Source organism: Streptomyces sp. NPDC088817 (genome assembly GCF_044750345.1).
Lineage (GTDB): Bacteria > Actinomycetota > Actinomycetes > Streptomycetales > Streptomycetaceae > Streptomyces.
In genome coordinates, this window is record NZ_JBIVJN010000003.1 from 384,854 (window position 1) to 400,111 (window position 15,258).

Annotated in this window: 15 protein-coding genes and 4 pseudogenes; 9 read left to right on the forward strand and 10 right to left on the reverse strand. The window is 68.0% G+C overall.

The window, feature by feature from the left end; all coding sequences use genetic code 11:
* The first annotated feature begins 31 nt into the window (after positions 1 to 31).
* Genes ACIP4X_RS07905 through ACIP4X_RS07915 form a run of 3 tightly spaced genes read left to right on the forward strand, consistent with a single transcriptional unit; the run spans position 32 to position 3,826 of the window.
* Positions 32 to 1,321 (forward strand): esterase/lipase family protein, encoded by a 1,290-nt coding sequence (locus ACIP4X_RS07905; RefSeq protein ID WP_401347231.1) that lies wholly within the window; start codon positions 32 to 34, stop codon positions 1,319 to 1,321.
* A 22-nt stretch (positions 1,322 to 1,343) separates the two neighbouring features.
* Positions 1,344 to 2,378, forward strand: coding sequence for an alpha/beta fold hydrolase (locus tag ACIP4X_RS07910; protein WP_401347234.1), 1,035 nt, complete (start codon positions 1,344 to 1,346; stop codon positions 2,376 to 2,378).
* Positions 2,375 to 3,826 (forward strand): carboxylesterase/lipase family protein, encoded by a 1,452-nt coding sequence (locus ACIP4X_RS07915; RefSeq protein WP_401347236.1) that lies wholly within the window; start codon positions 2,375 to 2,377, stop codon positions 3,824 to 3,826. The genes ACIP4X_RS07910 and ACIP4X_RS07915 overlap by 4 nt, the downstream gene beginning before the upstream one ends.
* A gap of 11 nt (positions 3,827 to 3,837) precedes the next feature.
* Here the strand turns inward: ACIP4X_RS07915 and ACIP4X_RS07920 are convergent.
* Positions 3,838 to 4,031 (reverse strand): annotated as a pseudogene (locus tag ACIP4X_RS07920) (hypothetical protein); the annotation flags it as partial.
* A 367-nt stretch (positions 4,032 to 4,398) separates the two neighbouring features.
* Between ACIP4X_RS07920 and ACIP4X_RS07925 the strand changes: the two are divergent.
* Positions 4,399 to 4,677: pseudogene (locus ACIP4X_RS07925) on the forward strand (ATP-binding protein); the annotation flags it as partial.
* 16 nt (positions 4,678 to 4,693) lie between these two features.
* Here ACIP4X_RS07925 and ACIP4X_RS07930 read toward each other — a convergent pair.
* Together ACIP4X_RS07930 and ACIP4X_RS07935 are read right to left on the reverse strand one after the other, a co-directional pair.
* Positions 4,694 to 4,999, reverse strand: a complete 306-nt coding sequence (locus ACIP4X_RS07930; protein WP_391459630.1) for a helix-turn-helix domain-containing protein — start codon at positions 4,997 to 4,999, stop codon at positions 4,694 to 4,696.
* Positions 4,996 to 5,379 (reverse strand): annotated as a pseudogene (locus ACIP4X_RS07935) (type II toxin-antitoxin system RelE/ParE family toxin). Before ACIP4X_RS07935 ends, ACIP4X_RS07930 begins: the two are co-directional and overlap by 4 nt.
* A 530-nt stretch (positions 5,380 to 5,909) precedes the next feature.
* On the opposite strand from ACIP4X_RS07935, the gene ACIP4X_RS07940 reads away from it, so the two are divergent.
* Both ACIP4X_RS07940 and ACIP4X_RS07945 read left to right on the forward strand, forming a co-directional pair.
* Complete coding sequence (locus tag ACIP4X_RS07940) at positions 5,910 to 6,185, forward strand: hypothetical protein (protein WP_401347239.1); 276 nt, start codon at positions 5,910 to 5,912, stop codon at positions 6,183 to 6,185.
* Complete coding sequence (locus tag ACIP4X_RS07945) at positions 6,182 to 6,589, forward strand: PIN domain-containing protein (RefSeq protein ID WP_358728843.1); 408 nt, start codon at positions 6,182 to 6,184, stop codon at positions 6,587 to 6,589. The genes ACIP4X_RS07940 and ACIP4X_RS07945 overlap by 4 nt, the downstream gene beginning before the upstream one ends.
* Positions 6,590 to 6,622: 33 nt before the next feature.
* Here the strand turns inward: ACIP4X_RS07945 and ACIP4X_RS07950 are convergent.
* The 5 genes and pseudogenes from ACIP4X_RS07950 to ACIP4X_RS07970 form a co-directional block, all read right to left on the reverse strand.
* A pseudogene (locus ACIP4X_RS07950) lies at positions 6,623 to 6,736 on the reverse strand (DNA-binding response regulator); the annotation flags it as partial.
* Positions 6,737 to 7,080: 344 nt separating this feature from the next.
* Entirely contained in the window at positions 7,081 to 7,251 is a 171-nt protein-coding gene (locus ACIP4X_RS07955) for a hypothetical protein (RefSeq protein ID WP_358728841.1), read from the reverse strand.
* Between the two features lie 547 nt (positions 7,252 to 7,798).
* Positions 7,799 to 7,996 (reverse strand): hypothetical protein, encoded by a 198-nt coding sequence (locus ACIP4X_RS07960; protein WP_401347243.1) that lies wholly within the window; start codon positions 7,994 to 7,996, stop codon positions 7,799 to 7,801.
* 712 nt (positions 7,997 to 8,708) lie between these two features.
* Complete coding sequence (locus ACIP4X_RS07965) at positions 8,709 to 9,893, reverse strand: tyrosine-type recombinase/integrase (protein WP_401347245.1); 1,185 nt, start codon at positions 9,891 to 9,893, stop codon at positions 8,709 to 8,711.
* Positions 9,868 to 10,434, reverse strand: coding sequence for a hypothetical protein (locus tag ACIP4X_RS07970; protein ID WP_401347248.1), 567 nt, complete (start codon positions 10,432 to 10,434; stop codon positions 9,868 to 9,870). The genes ACIP4X_RS07965 and ACIP4X_RS07970 overlap by 26 nt, the downstream gene beginning before the upstream one ends.
* A 139-nt stretch (positions 10,435 to 10,573) precedes the next feature.
* On the opposite strand from ACIP4X_RS07970, the gene ACIP4X_RS07975 reads away from it, so the two are divergent.
* The 3 genes from ACIP4X_RS07975 to ACIP4X_RS07985 all read left to right on the forward strand — a co-directional run bounded on the left by ACIP4X_RS07975 (position 10,574) and on the right by ACIP4X_RS07985 (position 12,177).
* The gene (locus ACIP4X_RS07975) at positions 10,574 to 10,738 is read left to right on the forward strand and encodes a helix-turn-helix domain-containing protein (protein ID WP_159024987.1); all 165 of its coding nucleotides are present in this window, start codon (positions 10,574 to 10,576) and stop codon (positions 10,736 to 10,738) included.
* 116 nt (positions 10,739 to 10,854) lie between these two features.
* A complete protein-coding gene (locus ACIP4X_RS07980) occupies positions 10,855 to 11,814 on the forward strand; it encodes an AAA family ATPase (protein ID WP_401347251.1) in 960 nt (319 codons plus the stop codon).
* Positions 11,815 to 12,036: 222 nt separating this feature from the next.
* Positions 12,037 to 12,177 carry a hypothetical protein gene (locus tag ACIP4X_RS07985; RefSeq protein ID WP_401347254.1) on the forward strand — a complete coding sequence of 47 codons (141 nt, stop codon included), beginning with the start codon at positions 12,037 to 12,039 and terminating at the stop codon, positions 12,175 to 12,177.
* A 169-nt stretch (positions 12,178 to 12,346) separates the two neighbouring features.
* Here the strand turns inward: ACIP4X_RS07985 and ACIP4X_RS07990 are convergent, their stop codons facing one another.
* Together ACIP4X_RS07990 and ACIP4X_RS07995 are read right to left on the reverse strand one after the other, a co-directional pair.
* Positions 12,347 to 14,341, reverse strand: a complete 1,995-nt coding sequence (locus ACIP4X_RS07990) for an ATP-binding protein (RefSeq protein ID WP_401347257.1) — start codon at positions 14,339 to 14,341, stop codon at positions 12,347 to 12,349.
* 210 nt (positions 14,342 to 14,551) lie between these two features.
* Entirely contained in the window at positions 14,552 to 15,232 is a 681-nt protein-coding gene (locus ACIP4X_RS07995; RefSeq protein WP_401347259.1) for a M48 family metallopeptidase, read from the reverse strand.
* Positions 15,233 to 15,258: the final 26 nt, after the last annotated feature.

Consider the following 15,258-nt stretch of genomic DNA (forward strand, 5'->3'; position numbering starts at 1 on the left):
GCCGTGGATGCGCGAGGGAGAGGGCGGGAACATGCCGAAGAGACGAAACCGTGCGGGCCGGTGGCGGACACTGCTCGCCCTGCTGATGGCCGTGGCGGCCGGACCGGTGGCCGGCGCCGGCACCGCGTCGGCCGCCGAACCGCCCTCGTACCTCACCCTGGAGGCGAGCTACGGGGCCGGCACCGTCACCAACGGCTGGGAGCGCGTGGAGCGCTACCTCGACACCACCCCCGGATTCCGCACCGAGGGCTACCCGGCCGACGGCCGCGGCGACCAGGACGGAAAGCGCGTCACGTACTTCGGCGGGGTCTCCCGGCCGTCCTCCGGCCGCTTCCTGCTCTACTCGGCCCCCGGCTGGAACACCGGCAGCCGCACTACACCGGTCCTGCTCGTGCACGGCGCCAACGACACCGCGGACCGCGCCTGGGCCAACCCGGGCGAGGCGGGGGGCTACGGCTGCGGCGCCCTGTCCTGCCCGTCCACCGGGCTGATGCAGTACCTGTCCGCACGCGGCCACCGCGTCTTCGCCGTCGGCTTCGCGCACAAGCAGGGCGACAACCTGATGCAGGCGCAGATCGTCGGCGACGCCGTCGCCGCCATCAAGGCGAAGCTCGGCGTCACCAAGGTCGACCTCGTCGGCTGGAGCAAGGGCGAGATGTCGACCCGCGCGTACGTGTCGTCGCTGAAGCCGAGCTGGGGCCGGGCGTACGCCGGTGACGTGCGCAGGCTGATCACCGTGGGCGGCCCGAACGGCGGCTACGACTACCCGTACGCGCACGGCTGGGCGCACGACTTCTCCATCTGGCCCGAGTGCGGCGGCACGGTCAACGCGCCCTCCCCGCACTCGCGGATGACCTGCTACGGCCTCTACACCGCGCACCCCGAGTTCTCGATGACGCCCTCCGGCGGCTACGACAACTACCCCGGCCAGCGGCAGATGCTGGCCCGCTGGGACGGGAAGTACGGAGTCGACGGCGCCGCGCAGGACTGGTACACGACGTACTACGGCGGCCAGGGCTTCTACACCGCCGGCAGCGGCATCCAGGCCGCCATCGACGCCGGCTCGCTGATCAAGCCGCTGCACGACACCGGGGTGCCCGCCTCCGTCACCACCTACCTGCTGGCCGGCGGATCCCCCACCGTCGTCGGCATCTTCAACGAGAACCGCGGGCCGAGCGACGGTGTCGTCTTCACCGCCAGCGCGCTCGACACCACGGGCGTCCCCACGGTCGGCGGCACCGCCACCATCGCCGGGGCCAACCACCTGGAGCTGGGCTGGAACAGCTCGGCCGCCGACCGGATCGCCACGTGGCTCGCGTAAAGGACCGAAGGAACAGATGACGATGACCAGCAGCATCCGCACCCGCCGGGTACCCACCGACCGCCTCGCCGTCCGGATCAGCGACCTCCGGGACGAGGGCGAACCGGTCGTCTTCGTCCACGGCAACGTCTCCTCCTCCGCCTTCTGGCACCGCACCATGGCCCTGCTGCCGGAGCGCTACCGCCCCATCGCGCCGGACCTGCGCGGCTTCGGCGGCACCGACCCGCTGCCCATCGACGCCACGCGCGGCCTGCGCGACCACGCAGACGACCTCTCCGCGCTGCTGGCGGCCCTCGGGATCGACCGGGCGCACCTGGTGGGCTGGTCCATGGGTGGCGGCGTGATCATGCAGTACCTGAAGGACCATCCGGCCGCGGTGCGCTCCCTGACCCTGGTCAACCCGGTCTCCCCGTACGGCTTCGGCGGCACGCACGGGGTGGACGGAACTCTCAACTCCGAGGACGGGGCGGGCTCGGGCGGCGGCACGGCCAACCCGGAGTTCGTCGCGCTGCTGGCCAAGGGCGAGCGCGGCGAGGACTCCCCGGTCGCGCCCCGCTCCGTCCTGGCGAACTGCTACGTGAAACCGCCGTTCCGCCCCGAGGCCGAGCACGAGGACGCCTACGTCGACTCCATGCTCACCACCCGGACCGGCGACGACCACTACCCGGGCGACAGCGTGCCGTCCCCGTCCTGGCCGGGCGTGGCCCCCGGCACCCGCGGCGTCCTCAACTGTCTTTCCCCGCTGCACTTCCGCCTGGACGAGCTGCATCTGACCGAACCCAAGCCGCCGGTGCTGTGGATCCGCGGCGAGGACGACGTGATCGTCTCGGACACCTCGATGTTCGACCTGGCGCACCTGGGCGCGATCGGCGCGGTGCCCGGCTGGGACGGGACACCCGCCCAGCCGATGGTGACGCAGACCCGGCACGTCCTGGACCGCTACGCGGCGCACGGCGGCACGGTCCGCGAGGTCGCCGTCCCCGACGCCGGGCACGCGGTGCATCTGGAACGCCCGGAGGAGTTCGGCGCGGCCCTGCTGGGGATCCTCACGGCATGACGGTCCGCACCACTGAGCAAGGCGCCGTCCGCGGCAGCACGTCCGGGGACGGCGTGGCGTCCTTCCTGGGCATCCCGTACGCGGCCCCGCCCTTCGGCCCGCGCCGCTTCCTCGCGCCCTGCCCGCCCGAGCCCTGGCAGGGCGTGCGCGACGCCACGGCCTACGGCCCGACCGCGCCGCACGCGCCCTATGCGCCGCCCTTCGACGTCCTCATCCCGGAGAACGAGATCCCCGGCGAGGACTGTCTCAACCTCAACATCTGGACGCCGGCCCCGGAGCCGGGGGCCGGCCTGCCGGTGATGGTGTGGCTGCACGGCGGGGCGTTCTCCAACGGCTCGGGCTCGGCGTCGGGGTACGACGGCAGCGCGTTCGCCCGCGGCGGGGTCGTCTGCGTCACGCTCAACTACCGCCTGGGCTCGGACGGTTTCCTCCACCTGCCCGGGGTCCCGGACAACCGCGGGCTGCTGGACCAGGTGGCCGCCCTGCGCTGGATCCGGGCCAACATCGCCTCCTTCGGCGGCGACCCCGACCGGGTGACGGTCTTCGGCGAGTCGGCGGGCGCGATGGGCATCGGCGTCCTGCTGTCCACCGGCCTGGCCCGCGGGCTGTTCCACCGGGCGATCCTGCAGAGCGGCGCCTGCCACCACTTCCTGCGTCCGGCCTCGGCCGCGCTGATCGCGTCCCGGCTGGCCGCGAAGCTCGGCATCGAACCGACCGTTGAGGCCTTCGCCGGGGTCCCCCTGACCGACCTCCTCCCCGCCCAGGCGCAACTCCGCGCCGAGGTGAGCGCACGCCCGGACCCGGCACTGTGGGGCGAGGCGGTGCTCAACATGATGCCGTTCGAACCGGTCACGGCCGGACTGTCCCTGCCGGGTCCCGACTGCGGCGTCGACCTGCTGATCGGCAGCAACCGCGAGGAGAACCGCCTGTTCCTGGTCCCCACGGGCCTTCTGGACAGGATCTCCGAGACGGCGCTCCACACCGCGGCGACGGCATACGGCCTCGACCCGGCCGAGTCCCTCCCGGTCTACCGGGCGGCCCGCCCCGCCGCCACCCCGGGCGAACTCCTCTCCGCGGTGGCGACGGACTGGTTCTACCGCGTCCCCGCCCTCCGCCTGGCCGAGTCCGTCCCAGGCTCCCACGTCTACGAATTCGCCTGGCGCTCCCCCCAGTTCGAAGGCCACCTGGGCGCCTGCCACGCCCTGGAACTCCCCTTCGTCTTCCACCGCCTCGACGACCCCTCGTACACCCCACTGACGGGCCCGCACCCACCCCAGCCCCTCGCGGACGCGATGCACGAGGCCTGGCTAGCCTTCGCCAAGACAGGCAACCCGGGCTGGCCCGCCTACGACACGACCACCCGCACGACGATGGTCTTCGCCGAAGCCCCCACGTGCGAGGACGACCCGCGCGGGCGGGAACGCCTGCTCTGGGACGGCGTGCGCTAGGCCAATCCCTAGTTGGTCGCCTTCACGAGCTGGCCGTGCGCGTCGTACGTGTACCGCATCGACGTGAACCTGTCGAAAGCCGCGGGGTTGAAGTGTCCACCCGGGAGGTGCGGCCGAGCGCGTCGGTGAAGACCCGGTAGGAGGAGGCTCCGGCCGGGTTGACAACCTTGGACCAGTCCTCGCCGTACTCGTAGCGGGTGGCCCGTGCGCCAGGCGCCGCAGCCGGGCCGCGGGCTCCTGCATCTGGGCGACGGAACCCTGCGGGCGGTGCAGGTGCCGCTCCCGGAAACGGATCTGTGAAACCTGAGGTGCGCCCCTGATCCCCCCACACCGGGTGCACCTCCTTCCCCCACGGGCATGGAACAGCGGTTCCTGCCCGTGGGCCGCGAAGGGCGGCCGGGTGGAGCACCCGGCCGCCCTTCCCTCGTCCCGTCGTGGGCGCCGGTCAGGCGGCGACACCTCCGTCGCCGCCCACCGTGACCTGGACACCGTCGTCCGTCACGAAGCGGAAGGTGCTGGTGATGGCGTCGAACAGGTCGTACGCCTCGCTCTTCGACGGCAGGTTGGGGCTGGAGGCCGTCTTCACCTCGGAGCTGGTCGTCAGCGAACTCGTCACCAACGCCATTCGCTACGGCCGGCCCCCCGTCCAGCTGCGCCTCATCCACGACCGCAACCTCATCTGCGAGGTCTCCGACGCCGGCAGCTCCTCCCCACACCCGCGCCGCGCCCGCGACTACGACGAGGGCGGTCGCGGACTGATGCTCGTAGCCCGACTGACCCAGGACTGGGGAACCCGCCAGACTCCCCAGGGCAAGACGATCTGGGCCGACATATCCCTGGACCCGACCTGACGGCCCGACGACCGGTTCAGGCCGCGTCACCGATGCTGATGTGGAGCGGCTGCCCCAAAGCGGCCGCGACCCTGAGCAGCGTGCGGGTGGACGGCAGGGTGAGGCTGGTCTCCAGCCGGGCGATGGCGGGCTGTGACATGCCCGCCCGTCGCGCCAGCTCCGCCTGCGACCAGCCTCGCTCGGTACGTCGACGGTAAACGGAACGGCCGATCTCGATCGCCAGGCCGGTCTCGTCGTAAACCTTCTGCGCCTCCGAGCCGAGATCGTCGCTCCCCCCGGAGAGCTCCTTGACCCGACGGGTCTTCCAGGTGGCGTGCTTCACAACTCCTCCTCCTTGACGGCCCTGTCGTAGACCTCATGATCTTCAGCAGGCTGGTGCCTGGCCTCGCATTCCTCCTGCGCCCGCCGTGCCCGCCACACCTCTGCGGTCTCCTGCATGCGCGTCTTGCGGAATACGGTCAGCAAGACGACCCGGCGGCCCGGTGCCAGCCAGTACGTGATCCGCCGCTGATCACGGCGGAGCGAAACCGCAGCTCACGCAGCTTGCCACCCAGGTGGCGCGCAGGCGGTTCGCCAAGACGCCTCCGCATTGTCCGCCAGAACGTCAGCCAGCTTCATCACACGCAGATAGTCCTCTGCTGCCAGCGACTCCAGCCACTGCCGCACTTCAGTCTCTAGTTCGATCTCATAGCGACCAACCATAACAAAAAACGTATAGGTCGGCTGCTCCAGCCGCGCAGAGACGAGGGCTGATCAGCTCGAACGGATGAACAGGCGGGCGTCCAACCAGCACCGGGTGCGCCAACGGGGCCGACCCGAAACCGGACCGACCCCGCTGACCGTGCGTTTGCCAGCGCGCGGCGAAGTACGCCATGGCGGCGACCAAACGTTGAAGCGGAACTCGCCCACAAGGCTGTGACCTGCGAAAACGTGTCGCCACCCAGCACCCGTCCAGCACGGGAGCCGCGACATGGTACGAGAAGACCCTGGGGCGCCGAGACTACACATCAACGCCCGCGCGTGGCTTGAGTCGACCACCGCCCTCAAAACGCACCGAACCGTCCCTCCAACTGTTCCATCGCCCGCCTCGAACGCCACGCGCAGGAGTACGGATCCCGCGCCCGGGCCGCCGCTGCCGACGGCAGCCTCCCGCCCAACGCCTCAGTCCGCTTCGGACGCAGTCTTCACAGCAACCCACACGCTGTAATAGTTCGTGTACTAGACTTGTCCTCATGAAATCACCCCGCCCCGGCGGCACGGAGAACATCTCCGTCTCGATGCCTTCGGAACTCCTCGGTGCTCTGCGCACGCGCACCGGCAAGCGCGGCGTGTCCGCCTACGTGACCGCGGCGGTCCGGCATCAACTCGCGATGGACGGTCTCGCCGAGATCGTGGCCGCCTACGAAGGCGAGCACGAACCGTTGAGCGAGGCCGAGGTCCAGGCCGCGCAGCGCGAACTGTTCGGTGACGCTCCGGCGCCGTACGCGTCAGGCGACAGCGTCGCATGAAGGCACCCGCAGCCAGGTCCCTGGTTCTGGACTCCCAGGCGCTGTCGCTGCTCCTGCGCAACGACCGCCAGATGATCACCCGGATCGAGGCCGCTCGGCGCGTAGGCGTGCCCGTCCTCGTGTCCGCCCTGACAGTGGTGGAAGCCGTCTATGGAAAGACGGATACCGCCCGTCTGCACTGGGTGCTCTCCCGCCTTCAGGTCCAAGACGTCACCCACGCGGACAGCCTCACCGCGGTGCATCTGCTGAGCGAGGCCGGTGGCCTGCACGGCCACAAATACGCCATCGATGCTCTCGTGGCCGCGATGGCGCTTCGCGTCCCAGCGCCCGTACTGGTGCTGACCTCGGACCGCGACGACTGGTCGAAACTGTGCGGCGACCGCGTGCAAATCAAGGACGTCTGAGGTTGGCATTCCGTGCGTCGCGCGTGGCGGTGATCACCTGCGGGTCAGCCCCAGCTCCCCCGCTCGTACTCCGGCCTGGAAACGTGAGGCCGTGTCGAGGCTGATGAGCAGCTCGGCGACCCGGCGACGGTATGTGCGCGGCGACAGCGGTCTCCGGCCAAGAGGTCCTCACCCGAAGGGCGATTTCAAAGTTGGGATGATCTTGTAGGCGTGCAGGTCACGACGGTGTGACGATGTTCGGTGGGCACGCGACATAAGCACAGCCACAGCTGAACACACGAGGTCGTCCCCAGCGGGCCGCGCGCGACAGGCCGTCGGCGAGACGGCTGCGGAAGACCGTGCCCGGAGGGGTGTGCAGTTCCCGCGCCGGGCACGGCGAGCATGTCGCGGACCGGGGCGTCGCAGTCTTGGCGGTCAAAGGGCCGGTGTTCATGGCGGATCCGCCGGCAGACGCTGGCGTGCCCGTGCCCTCCCCGCCTATGTCTTCCGGCCTACGCCCAGGTCGCCTTCAGCCAGATCAGGACCGTGCCAGCAGTGCGCCGAGCCTGCCGCTCGCGGGTGAACAGTGCATCGGTCTTGGTCAGGACAAGCGTGTACGGGCGGCCCTGGCGCCGGGTCGAGTGGCTCACCGGGAGGCCCGCCAGGTCGATGGCACTGTACACGTGCCGCCGTCCGTCCTTGGCCAGCGGCCACTCCAGGACCCGCTCGGTCGAGGAAGCGAGGAATACGTGGATGAGGAACCCACCGGGTTCCCCGCGTGCACATCCATGGAAGTGCCTCCGATGGCTCACGGAGCCGACCGCGCGCCCAGCACCGTCCCCAGCGCCGACCCGGCGCGGGCCTCGGACTGCGAAGTGTGCCGGGGATGGGGACGGTCGTCACCGACGGGGGCTGGCACGAGCTGTGTCCGGTCTGCCAGAACGGTGGGCGCTCAGCCGAATCCGCCACGAATCCGCCCCACCCCCGTCTCCGGGAGCAGTAAAGGCACAGCGTCGGTGTTGATCACTCGGTGGGCCGAGGCCCCGCGGCGCGGCGGAGCCGGTTGGCGATCGCCAGTGCCAGCCCCTCCTCCGACGGCAAGGACGCGAGATCGCTGGTGTGTTGATGCCGCCGCCGTGCTCGCCGATGTGGGCCAGCAGGCGGCGGGCTTCGGCGAGCCGGGGAGGCGCTCCACCGACTCCGTCGGCGGACCGCCGCGAAGGATCGAGGCTACTTCCCGGGCGGTTGGGCGACGACCATCCGCCAGATCACCGAATTGGCCGCCGAGAACTTCCATTCCAGTTCGTGCATATTGACGTGCGGTATCTCGGCGGTGAACACGCCGCTCCCGTCACCGCGCTGGGAACCGGCGAGGGTCTTTCCGGCGGCGATGATGTTGAACTTGTCGGGGCCGGCGCATGTCCACATCACCGTGATGGATGAGGCTTTCCCCGCTGACGCGGGAAGCGTGACACCGCCCGCACCGTGACCCGACCCCGTGTACCCCGTCTTCGACCCGACAGGGAGCGCAGACTGGACCGGATCTGGAAGGCGGGCCGGGCTCGTCGGGGTCTGCACCGGAGAGGGGGTCGCGTCAGCCTCCGTTGTTGATTCCGCCGGATGCGACGTCGCCCCGTGGGTGGCAGTCGCCCGGGAGTGAGCGCCACCGGAACAGGCCGACACAAGCACCAGGGCCGACAGACGCCCGGCCGAAACCTTTGCCACTCGCAAGACGGAGCGCCATCACCCCCGCCGCATGAACGAAGACGGACGCGGGCCATGAGGCACTTCACGGCCGCAGGCCAGGCTCTGGCCAGTACACATACCAGCACGGGCGCTCTCATCCCATCCAGCACGAATCCAGCACGGTAGGGATGAGCAGGGGTGATGTCAGGTGACGAGAGGTCAGAAAATCCAGCACCCATCCAGCACCGTAAAAATCTAGGGGCCCGACCCCGAAGAGTCGAACCCCGTTTGACCTGCACGTTTGCCAGATCAGCGAAGTGGTGTTAGTCACCGGCTAGACATTGAAGCGGAACGTTCATGGAACTCCTTCCTTCCCAGTGTTCCCAAGGGTTTCCGCCCCTTCGAGGGGTGCAGGGTCAGCACCAAGTCAGCACCGTGTCGTCGGGTCAGCACGTCACGCCGCCACAGCGACGGCGCGTACCGGCGACGGCCGAAGCGCCTGCTGCATCACGTCCCGGCACCGGTCCCACGCCTCCGGCACCAGGTGCCCGTACGTGTCGACGGTCGTCTTGATGTTCCGGTGACCGAGCCAGCGGCTCACTTCGTGGATCGGAACGCCGTTCGCGAGCGCCGTCGAGGCGAAGAAGTGGCGCAGCGAGTGAGGGGTGCACTTCGGCTTCATGTCCGGGGTGACCACGCCCGCCGCCGCGCACGCCTTCCGCCAGTGGTAGCCGTACGTCGACGCAGTGGGCATCTTCCCCTTGCCCCGCTCACGCGGTGCGAACAGCGCCTCTACGCCGTCGACCTCGACCGTGCCCCAGCGCTTCAGGTGGTTGCCGATCTCCTGGTCAAGGAACGTCGGCGTGGGCACATCCCGGTACTCGTCCGCCGTACGGTGCTTGAGCGGCACGAAGCGGGTCACGCAGTCACCCTGATTCGCCTTGGCGCTGATCTGCCGGCGCAGCCGCAGGAAGCCGTCTCGCTGGCAGTCGGAGGTCAGCCCGAGAGCCTCGCTAATACGCAGCCCAGCACCCGCCTGGAGCCACACCGTGAGCCGGTACTGATCGGACATGGCGGCGGCGATGGCGTACACCTCCCCGAGCGTCGGTATCTCGTCCGGGTCGACGGCGGCGCCTGCCGTCTTGATCGGCGGCACCCCGTCGCACGGGCTCTCGTATATGCGCCGTTCCTTGACGGCCGTCGCCATCATGGCGCGCAGGATGTTCATGCGGTCGTTGACTGTCGATGCCGCCAATCCGCCGTTCACCATGGCCGTCTGAAGCTTCTTCACATCCGGGATGGTGACGCTGGCGAGGGTGCGGGCACCGAGCGCGGGAACCAGGTGGTTCGAGATGAAGCCCCGGTAGTTCCGTCGGGTCGACTCGTTCACCTGGTGCTGCGCGAGCCACTCTTCCGCCCACTTGCGCATGGAGATCTGCCCGAGCTGGTGGTCGATGTAGACCCCGGCCCGCTTGTCGTTCTCCGCCTTGACGCCGAAGCTCTCGGCCTCCCGTTTCGTGGGGAACGACTTCTCCCGCTGACGCCCCGTCCGCCCACCGGGCTCGCGGTACCGAACTGTCCACAGGTGCGCGCACCGGGTCTTGTTCTGGCAATCACACTTCTTCAGTACCTGCGCCACTCTTCATCCCCCTGAGCACCTCGTCGGCCTTCTCCGTCAGCTGTCCGCCCGCCTTGCCCTCGACCTTGGTCAGGAAGCCGCGCTTCCGTGCAGCGCGCAGGTGCCCCTTGAGCGTGGCCTGCTTGATGTTCGTAATCTCCTCAAGCGCCTGGATCGGGGCCCGCTCGCCGATCTCGACGACCCGCACATAGACCGCCGAGAGCATGGCCAGGTACCTATCGGTGACCCCTCTGGGCGCGTCGGCGAGCCACCCACGCAGGAGTCCTGCTTCCTCCTCCACGACCTGGTCAATACCGGTCGGAGCTGCGTCGAGCATCTCTACGAACGATCTGGTGTCGATCTGCCGGAGCACCGTGCTGGACAGGCCGCGGGCGATCTCCTGCGGGTCGCCGTCTTCGTGCGGCTCGATCCGAATCTCCTGCGGCCCACCGCCCACGGAGTCGGCTGGGCGCCACATCGTCACCTTCCATGAGCCGATACGCCGGTGAATCTCGATGCCCGCACGCGACGGCGGACCGTCAGGGCTACGTGTGATCTCCATGCGATGAATGTACGAGCCCATTCAACCCGAGTCAAGTCTAGATGTGACACATCCGGCTTTGACAGAACCAGACACATTGCTCAGGATGATGCCGGTACGCCGAACCGAAGGAGATCCGCCTTTGCATCACAACCGCCTGATGACCGTTGACGAACTGGCTGAGTACCTGGGCAAGAAGCCCGCCTGGATCTACAACAACCACCGGATACTCGGCCTCCCGTCCCGGAAGGTCGGCGGCAGCCTGCGCTTCCGCATGTCCGAGGTCGACCGCTGGCTCGACCGGGAGTGCCCGGCCTCGGCCTGACCTGCGGTCCTCTCACCCGTACCCGACCGAATGGAGGTCACATGATCCCGCCACCCGGCGGGAGACAGCGGCGCACACCTGTGCCGCTCCGCTCAAAGGAAGGACGGCCACGCACGGTGGGAGCCATCAAGGATAAGGGGCGGCAGCTCCACGAGATCGAGCGGGTCCCGTACGAGGACGCGTTCCTGATCGGCGACCTCCTCACCACCCGGACAACATTGCTGGCGGGCGAGCCCAAGGCGGGCAAGACACTGCTCAGCGCGGGCATGGGCATAGCCCTGCTCAACGGCGAGCCGACGTTCCTCGGCCTGCCGGTACATCGAAGAATCGACCACATCGTCTACGGCCTGACCGACGATGGCGCGGCGGAGGAATTGAAGGAGCGGCTGGACGGTGCCGTACCGGACGACTCTGTGACCATCTTCCCCGTCCGGGACGCGGGGGACTCCGGCTACTGGAAGGGCATCTACGAAGACCTCGCGGACATCAGGCCGGGCCTGTTCGTCCTGGACAACATGCTCGGCGCGCTCGCACCGGGTGAGGACATCTCATCCCCGGTGACAGCGCAACGGTTCGGGCACAGCTTGCGCCCGATCACGGACATGGGCATCCCCGTGCTGGTGGTGACACACACCCCGAAGGGAACGGCGGAGGGAATGAGCGTCGCATCCTCGCCCATCGGCGGACGGGCGATCGCGGCCGGCGCTCGCGGCATCATCACCTTGAGGAACTCCGGCAAGCGCGGGCGGCGCATCGAAGTCAAGATGAATCGCGCCCGGGAAGACCTCAACCTCGACGTCACCGTGCACCGGGCCAGCGCGACCAGCGAGGTCCCTGTCTGGGAGCGGGCGAGGCCCCAGATCAAGGCCGTCGACATGCCGAAGGCGAAGCCCTGGGACGAAGTGCTCGCAGCGCGGATCATCGAGGAGCAGCCGGAGGAGACGAACTACAGGCCGCTCGCCCAGCGGTACGCCCCGACGGTCGGCAAGAGCGTGGAGACCATTCGCCCCAAGCTCAGGGATGCCCTGGAGTACGTCGACGGGCGCTGGACCCGGAGGCGCTCCGAGCCCGCCTGATCCGTGGTGGTGGTGATGCAGCCCCCTTACAGGAAGTGTCACCACCACCAGCTACCTCGCTCCGCTCGGCAAGCCTCGCTCCTCCTTCTACTTACGTAAGTACGTCAGGATCTCTGGACACTGGCGGCCTGTGGCCGACCAGCACGCAGGCCACTGGGGGACTACGAAAGCCCGAGGCCTCGAAGCCCACCAGGCAAAGGCAGCGGCTCCCCGAAGGAGCCGTTGAACGAGCAAGACGACTTACGCAAGTACGCGATTGCGTCCAGCGGCGAAGCCGTAAGCCTGTGCAGCGACGAAGAGCAAGTACGTGAAGCCGAGAAGAAGCCCAACCAGGAAGCGGCCTATCGGCCGTTCTTCACGTAGACGACTTACGAGGCTCGACTTGCGTACTTGCTCTTGCCGCTGCCTTCCTCGGGGCCGCGGATGCGGCCCACTCGTCAGGAGTCGGTGAGGCTCACCTCCAGTTTCTGACGCCGTTGCTCCCTACCTATGCCCTTCCGCCGTTGCCCTTCACCGCCGTAGGGATGGGGCCTCACGAAGTGGCGGCAGCTCCGATCGTTCCGCTGTCCCCCTCCCTGGCCGCGGGCACGGTACCGTCGCCCACCAGATCCATAACCGCGTCAGTGTGTTCCCTGATCAGATAGTCCATGGCGTGCTCGGTCGACGACTGATACTCAAGCTGCTCGCTGTAGAAGCGGAGCCGCTCCTGGGCGTCCTCGATGATCTCGCCCCAGGTTCGTACCCAGATCCGGTACGTGGGCTGGTTGACAGCACATCCAGGCATCCGGTCCTGCTGGTGGGCGAGTTGGCGAAGACCGTCGTCCATGGCATTGCCCACAAGCCAGAAGTCCCAGGTCACCTTGGGGTCCCGGAACCTGTCGTCGTTCATGACCGCTTGTGCATAGCTGTTGATCTGCGTGAACTCGGACATGCCGAGTGTGACATTCGACCTCTTGAGTTCGATCACGAGGTGGTGACGCTCCACTTTCCGCTGCCGGGCAGCACGGGACAGCATCAGGTCGACGATCCCCCGACTCCCGTCCTCCCTCAGAACGGGAGCCGGTGCAGGTGTGTCCCGATCGAGAAGACGACAGTGCTGTCTCAGCACCTCATTCAAACTGCGGTCGCTGACGTGCAGCCCATACTCCTCACCGAAGATCCAGCACTCGTTTTCCAGGATCCGGTGCAGCTCCGTGCGCTCCTTGACCCGTCCCTTGGCCACGGGATCGAAAACGAGGTGCTCCAGGGCCGACAAGAAGTCGAGGCGTCCGGTCGTCGCGGTCGATGCCTTGATCAAGGCCGATAGCGGGGTACGGTCCAGCAGACGGCTCAGCTCCGCCTGCTCCTGCTTGGAGAGCGCGAAGAGCTCCTCGGCGATACGGAGCACTTCGCCCGGCTCGTGGGTCAGGACGGAACGCAGAAGCGCGAAGGACACCTTCTGCGCCCTCTTGCTCGCCGGCAAGTGCCGGACGACCGCGGTCGCCACGGCGTCGAAGGTCTCGCGCTCCGCGCGCTCCTGGTCGTTGCCGGGCTCGCCTGTATACGGGTAGAAGCCCTCCGCACGCCACGAGTCAACGAGCTCACGACGGCGCTCGTCGGCGCGGGAACGGAAGTGCTCACGCATACGCTCCCGGGCTTCGGCCAATACCTCGGCAGCGGGCCCCTCCGGCATCCAATCTGCGAAGGCGAGGTCACCGACCGAATCGTCCTCGAACCCTGACCAAGACAGGTACGCCGTGAAGTGGAAGCCCGGAGCCTGGATCTCCGGCTTCAGCTGCGCCAAGGACATACCTCGGCCGTCGCAGAGGAACAGAGCCCGGGAGTACGGACGCGACCATTCGATGATCTTCAGCTGCGCCGCCGGGTGAGAACTGCCCGGCGGAGCCGCCACCTCGTACGTATCGACGTGAACCTGTTCCGACGCCGGGTCCAGCCGCGTCCCGTCGTAGGTGATGCAGATGTCCGGGTACGCCTCCAGATGGAGCGCGAAGGCAGCAGTGAGCGCGGTACGGGCGGCGTCCTCGGTCAGCTTCTGTAGGTCCTCCCCGCCGAACGCCTCGAAGATCGTCCCCGTCGCATCAGCCGTCGGCTCGGGATCGCTGACGTCGAACTCGTCCATGGAGTCGCGATCGGACTCGATGACCACGCGCCGGCGGATCCCCTGCATCCCGCTCACGCTGGTCCAGCGAACCTCGCTACCGAGCGCGAAGGCCCTGACTCGGCCCCGCCCGTTCTTCCCGTGCAGCACGCGCTTCTTGACCTCGCTGACCTGCGTGCGCTTCTTCCAGGACGTACCGATCTGCTCGAAGTAGTCGCTGCACTTCTCCGCCGCGATACCAGTGCCGTCATCGATCACGGCGACCCGGTCGACTCCACCGAAGTCGTTGCGCTCAAGCACAACGGTGACAGTCTCGGCGTCCGCGTCGAGAGAATTCCAGATCAGTTCCTCGACGGCTCCCACGGGATGACGCAGGCGTGCCAGCTCCTCGACGTGCCCCCGCCCTACGGTCAACCGAAGCTTCGCCATGGGGTCAGCACCTTCCGCGTCATCGTCATCTGATGGGACCGAGGGGGGAAGCGAGACGCCTCCCCCCTCTTTAACTCGCATACCTGATAAACGTCACTCGATATTTTCGAGCAACGGAAGTGCGTCCACGATCTCTCCGTGCTTCAGGGCAGACATGAGGCTGTTGTCGTGGAGCAGGCCCCGTCCGGACACAAGCAGTCCTCGCTGCACTCAACGCCCTGTCCATAGCTCGTCAGAGAGCGATGCGGCATTCAGGCGATCACGGCGACTACGCCAGTCCGGCAGGAAGCCGTCCATCAGCTGGGCGAAGCGCTGGCCGTGTCCCCGTTCGAGATAGTGGACCATCTCGTGAACGACGACGTACTCAAGGCACTCTGGATGCTTCTTGGCCAGTTCGGAGTTGAACCACAGGCGGCGGGTCTCCCGGTTGCAGGAGCCCCACTTGGTCTTCATCCGGCGGATACCCCACCACGGCACCGAAACCCCTAGCTTGGTCTCCCAGCGCTCGATGAGCGCAGGGATCGCCTGACGGAGTTGCTCACGACACCACCGGTCGAGCAGGTCACGACGGCGCTCCTCACTCGTCCCGCTTGGCACGTAGAGCACCATTCGGTCGCCGTCGATTTCTACATGCGGGCGTCCCGGCCGCTCGATGACCTTCAGGCGTCGTCGCACACCCCACACGTAGTGGGACTCTCCGCTGACCATCTCGCGCACTGACTGACGCTCAGCCGAGCGCATTTGATCCTGCTGACGCTTGATCCACGGCAACCGCTGGATGACGGCCAGGCGGACCTGATCGTCATCCAGTTGCTGAGGAGCGGCCACCCGAACGCGCCCTATGGGTGGGTAGACGCCGATGTGCAGGTTCTTGATGTCCTTGTAGACCACGTGGACGTCAATGCCCCGGACCGCGA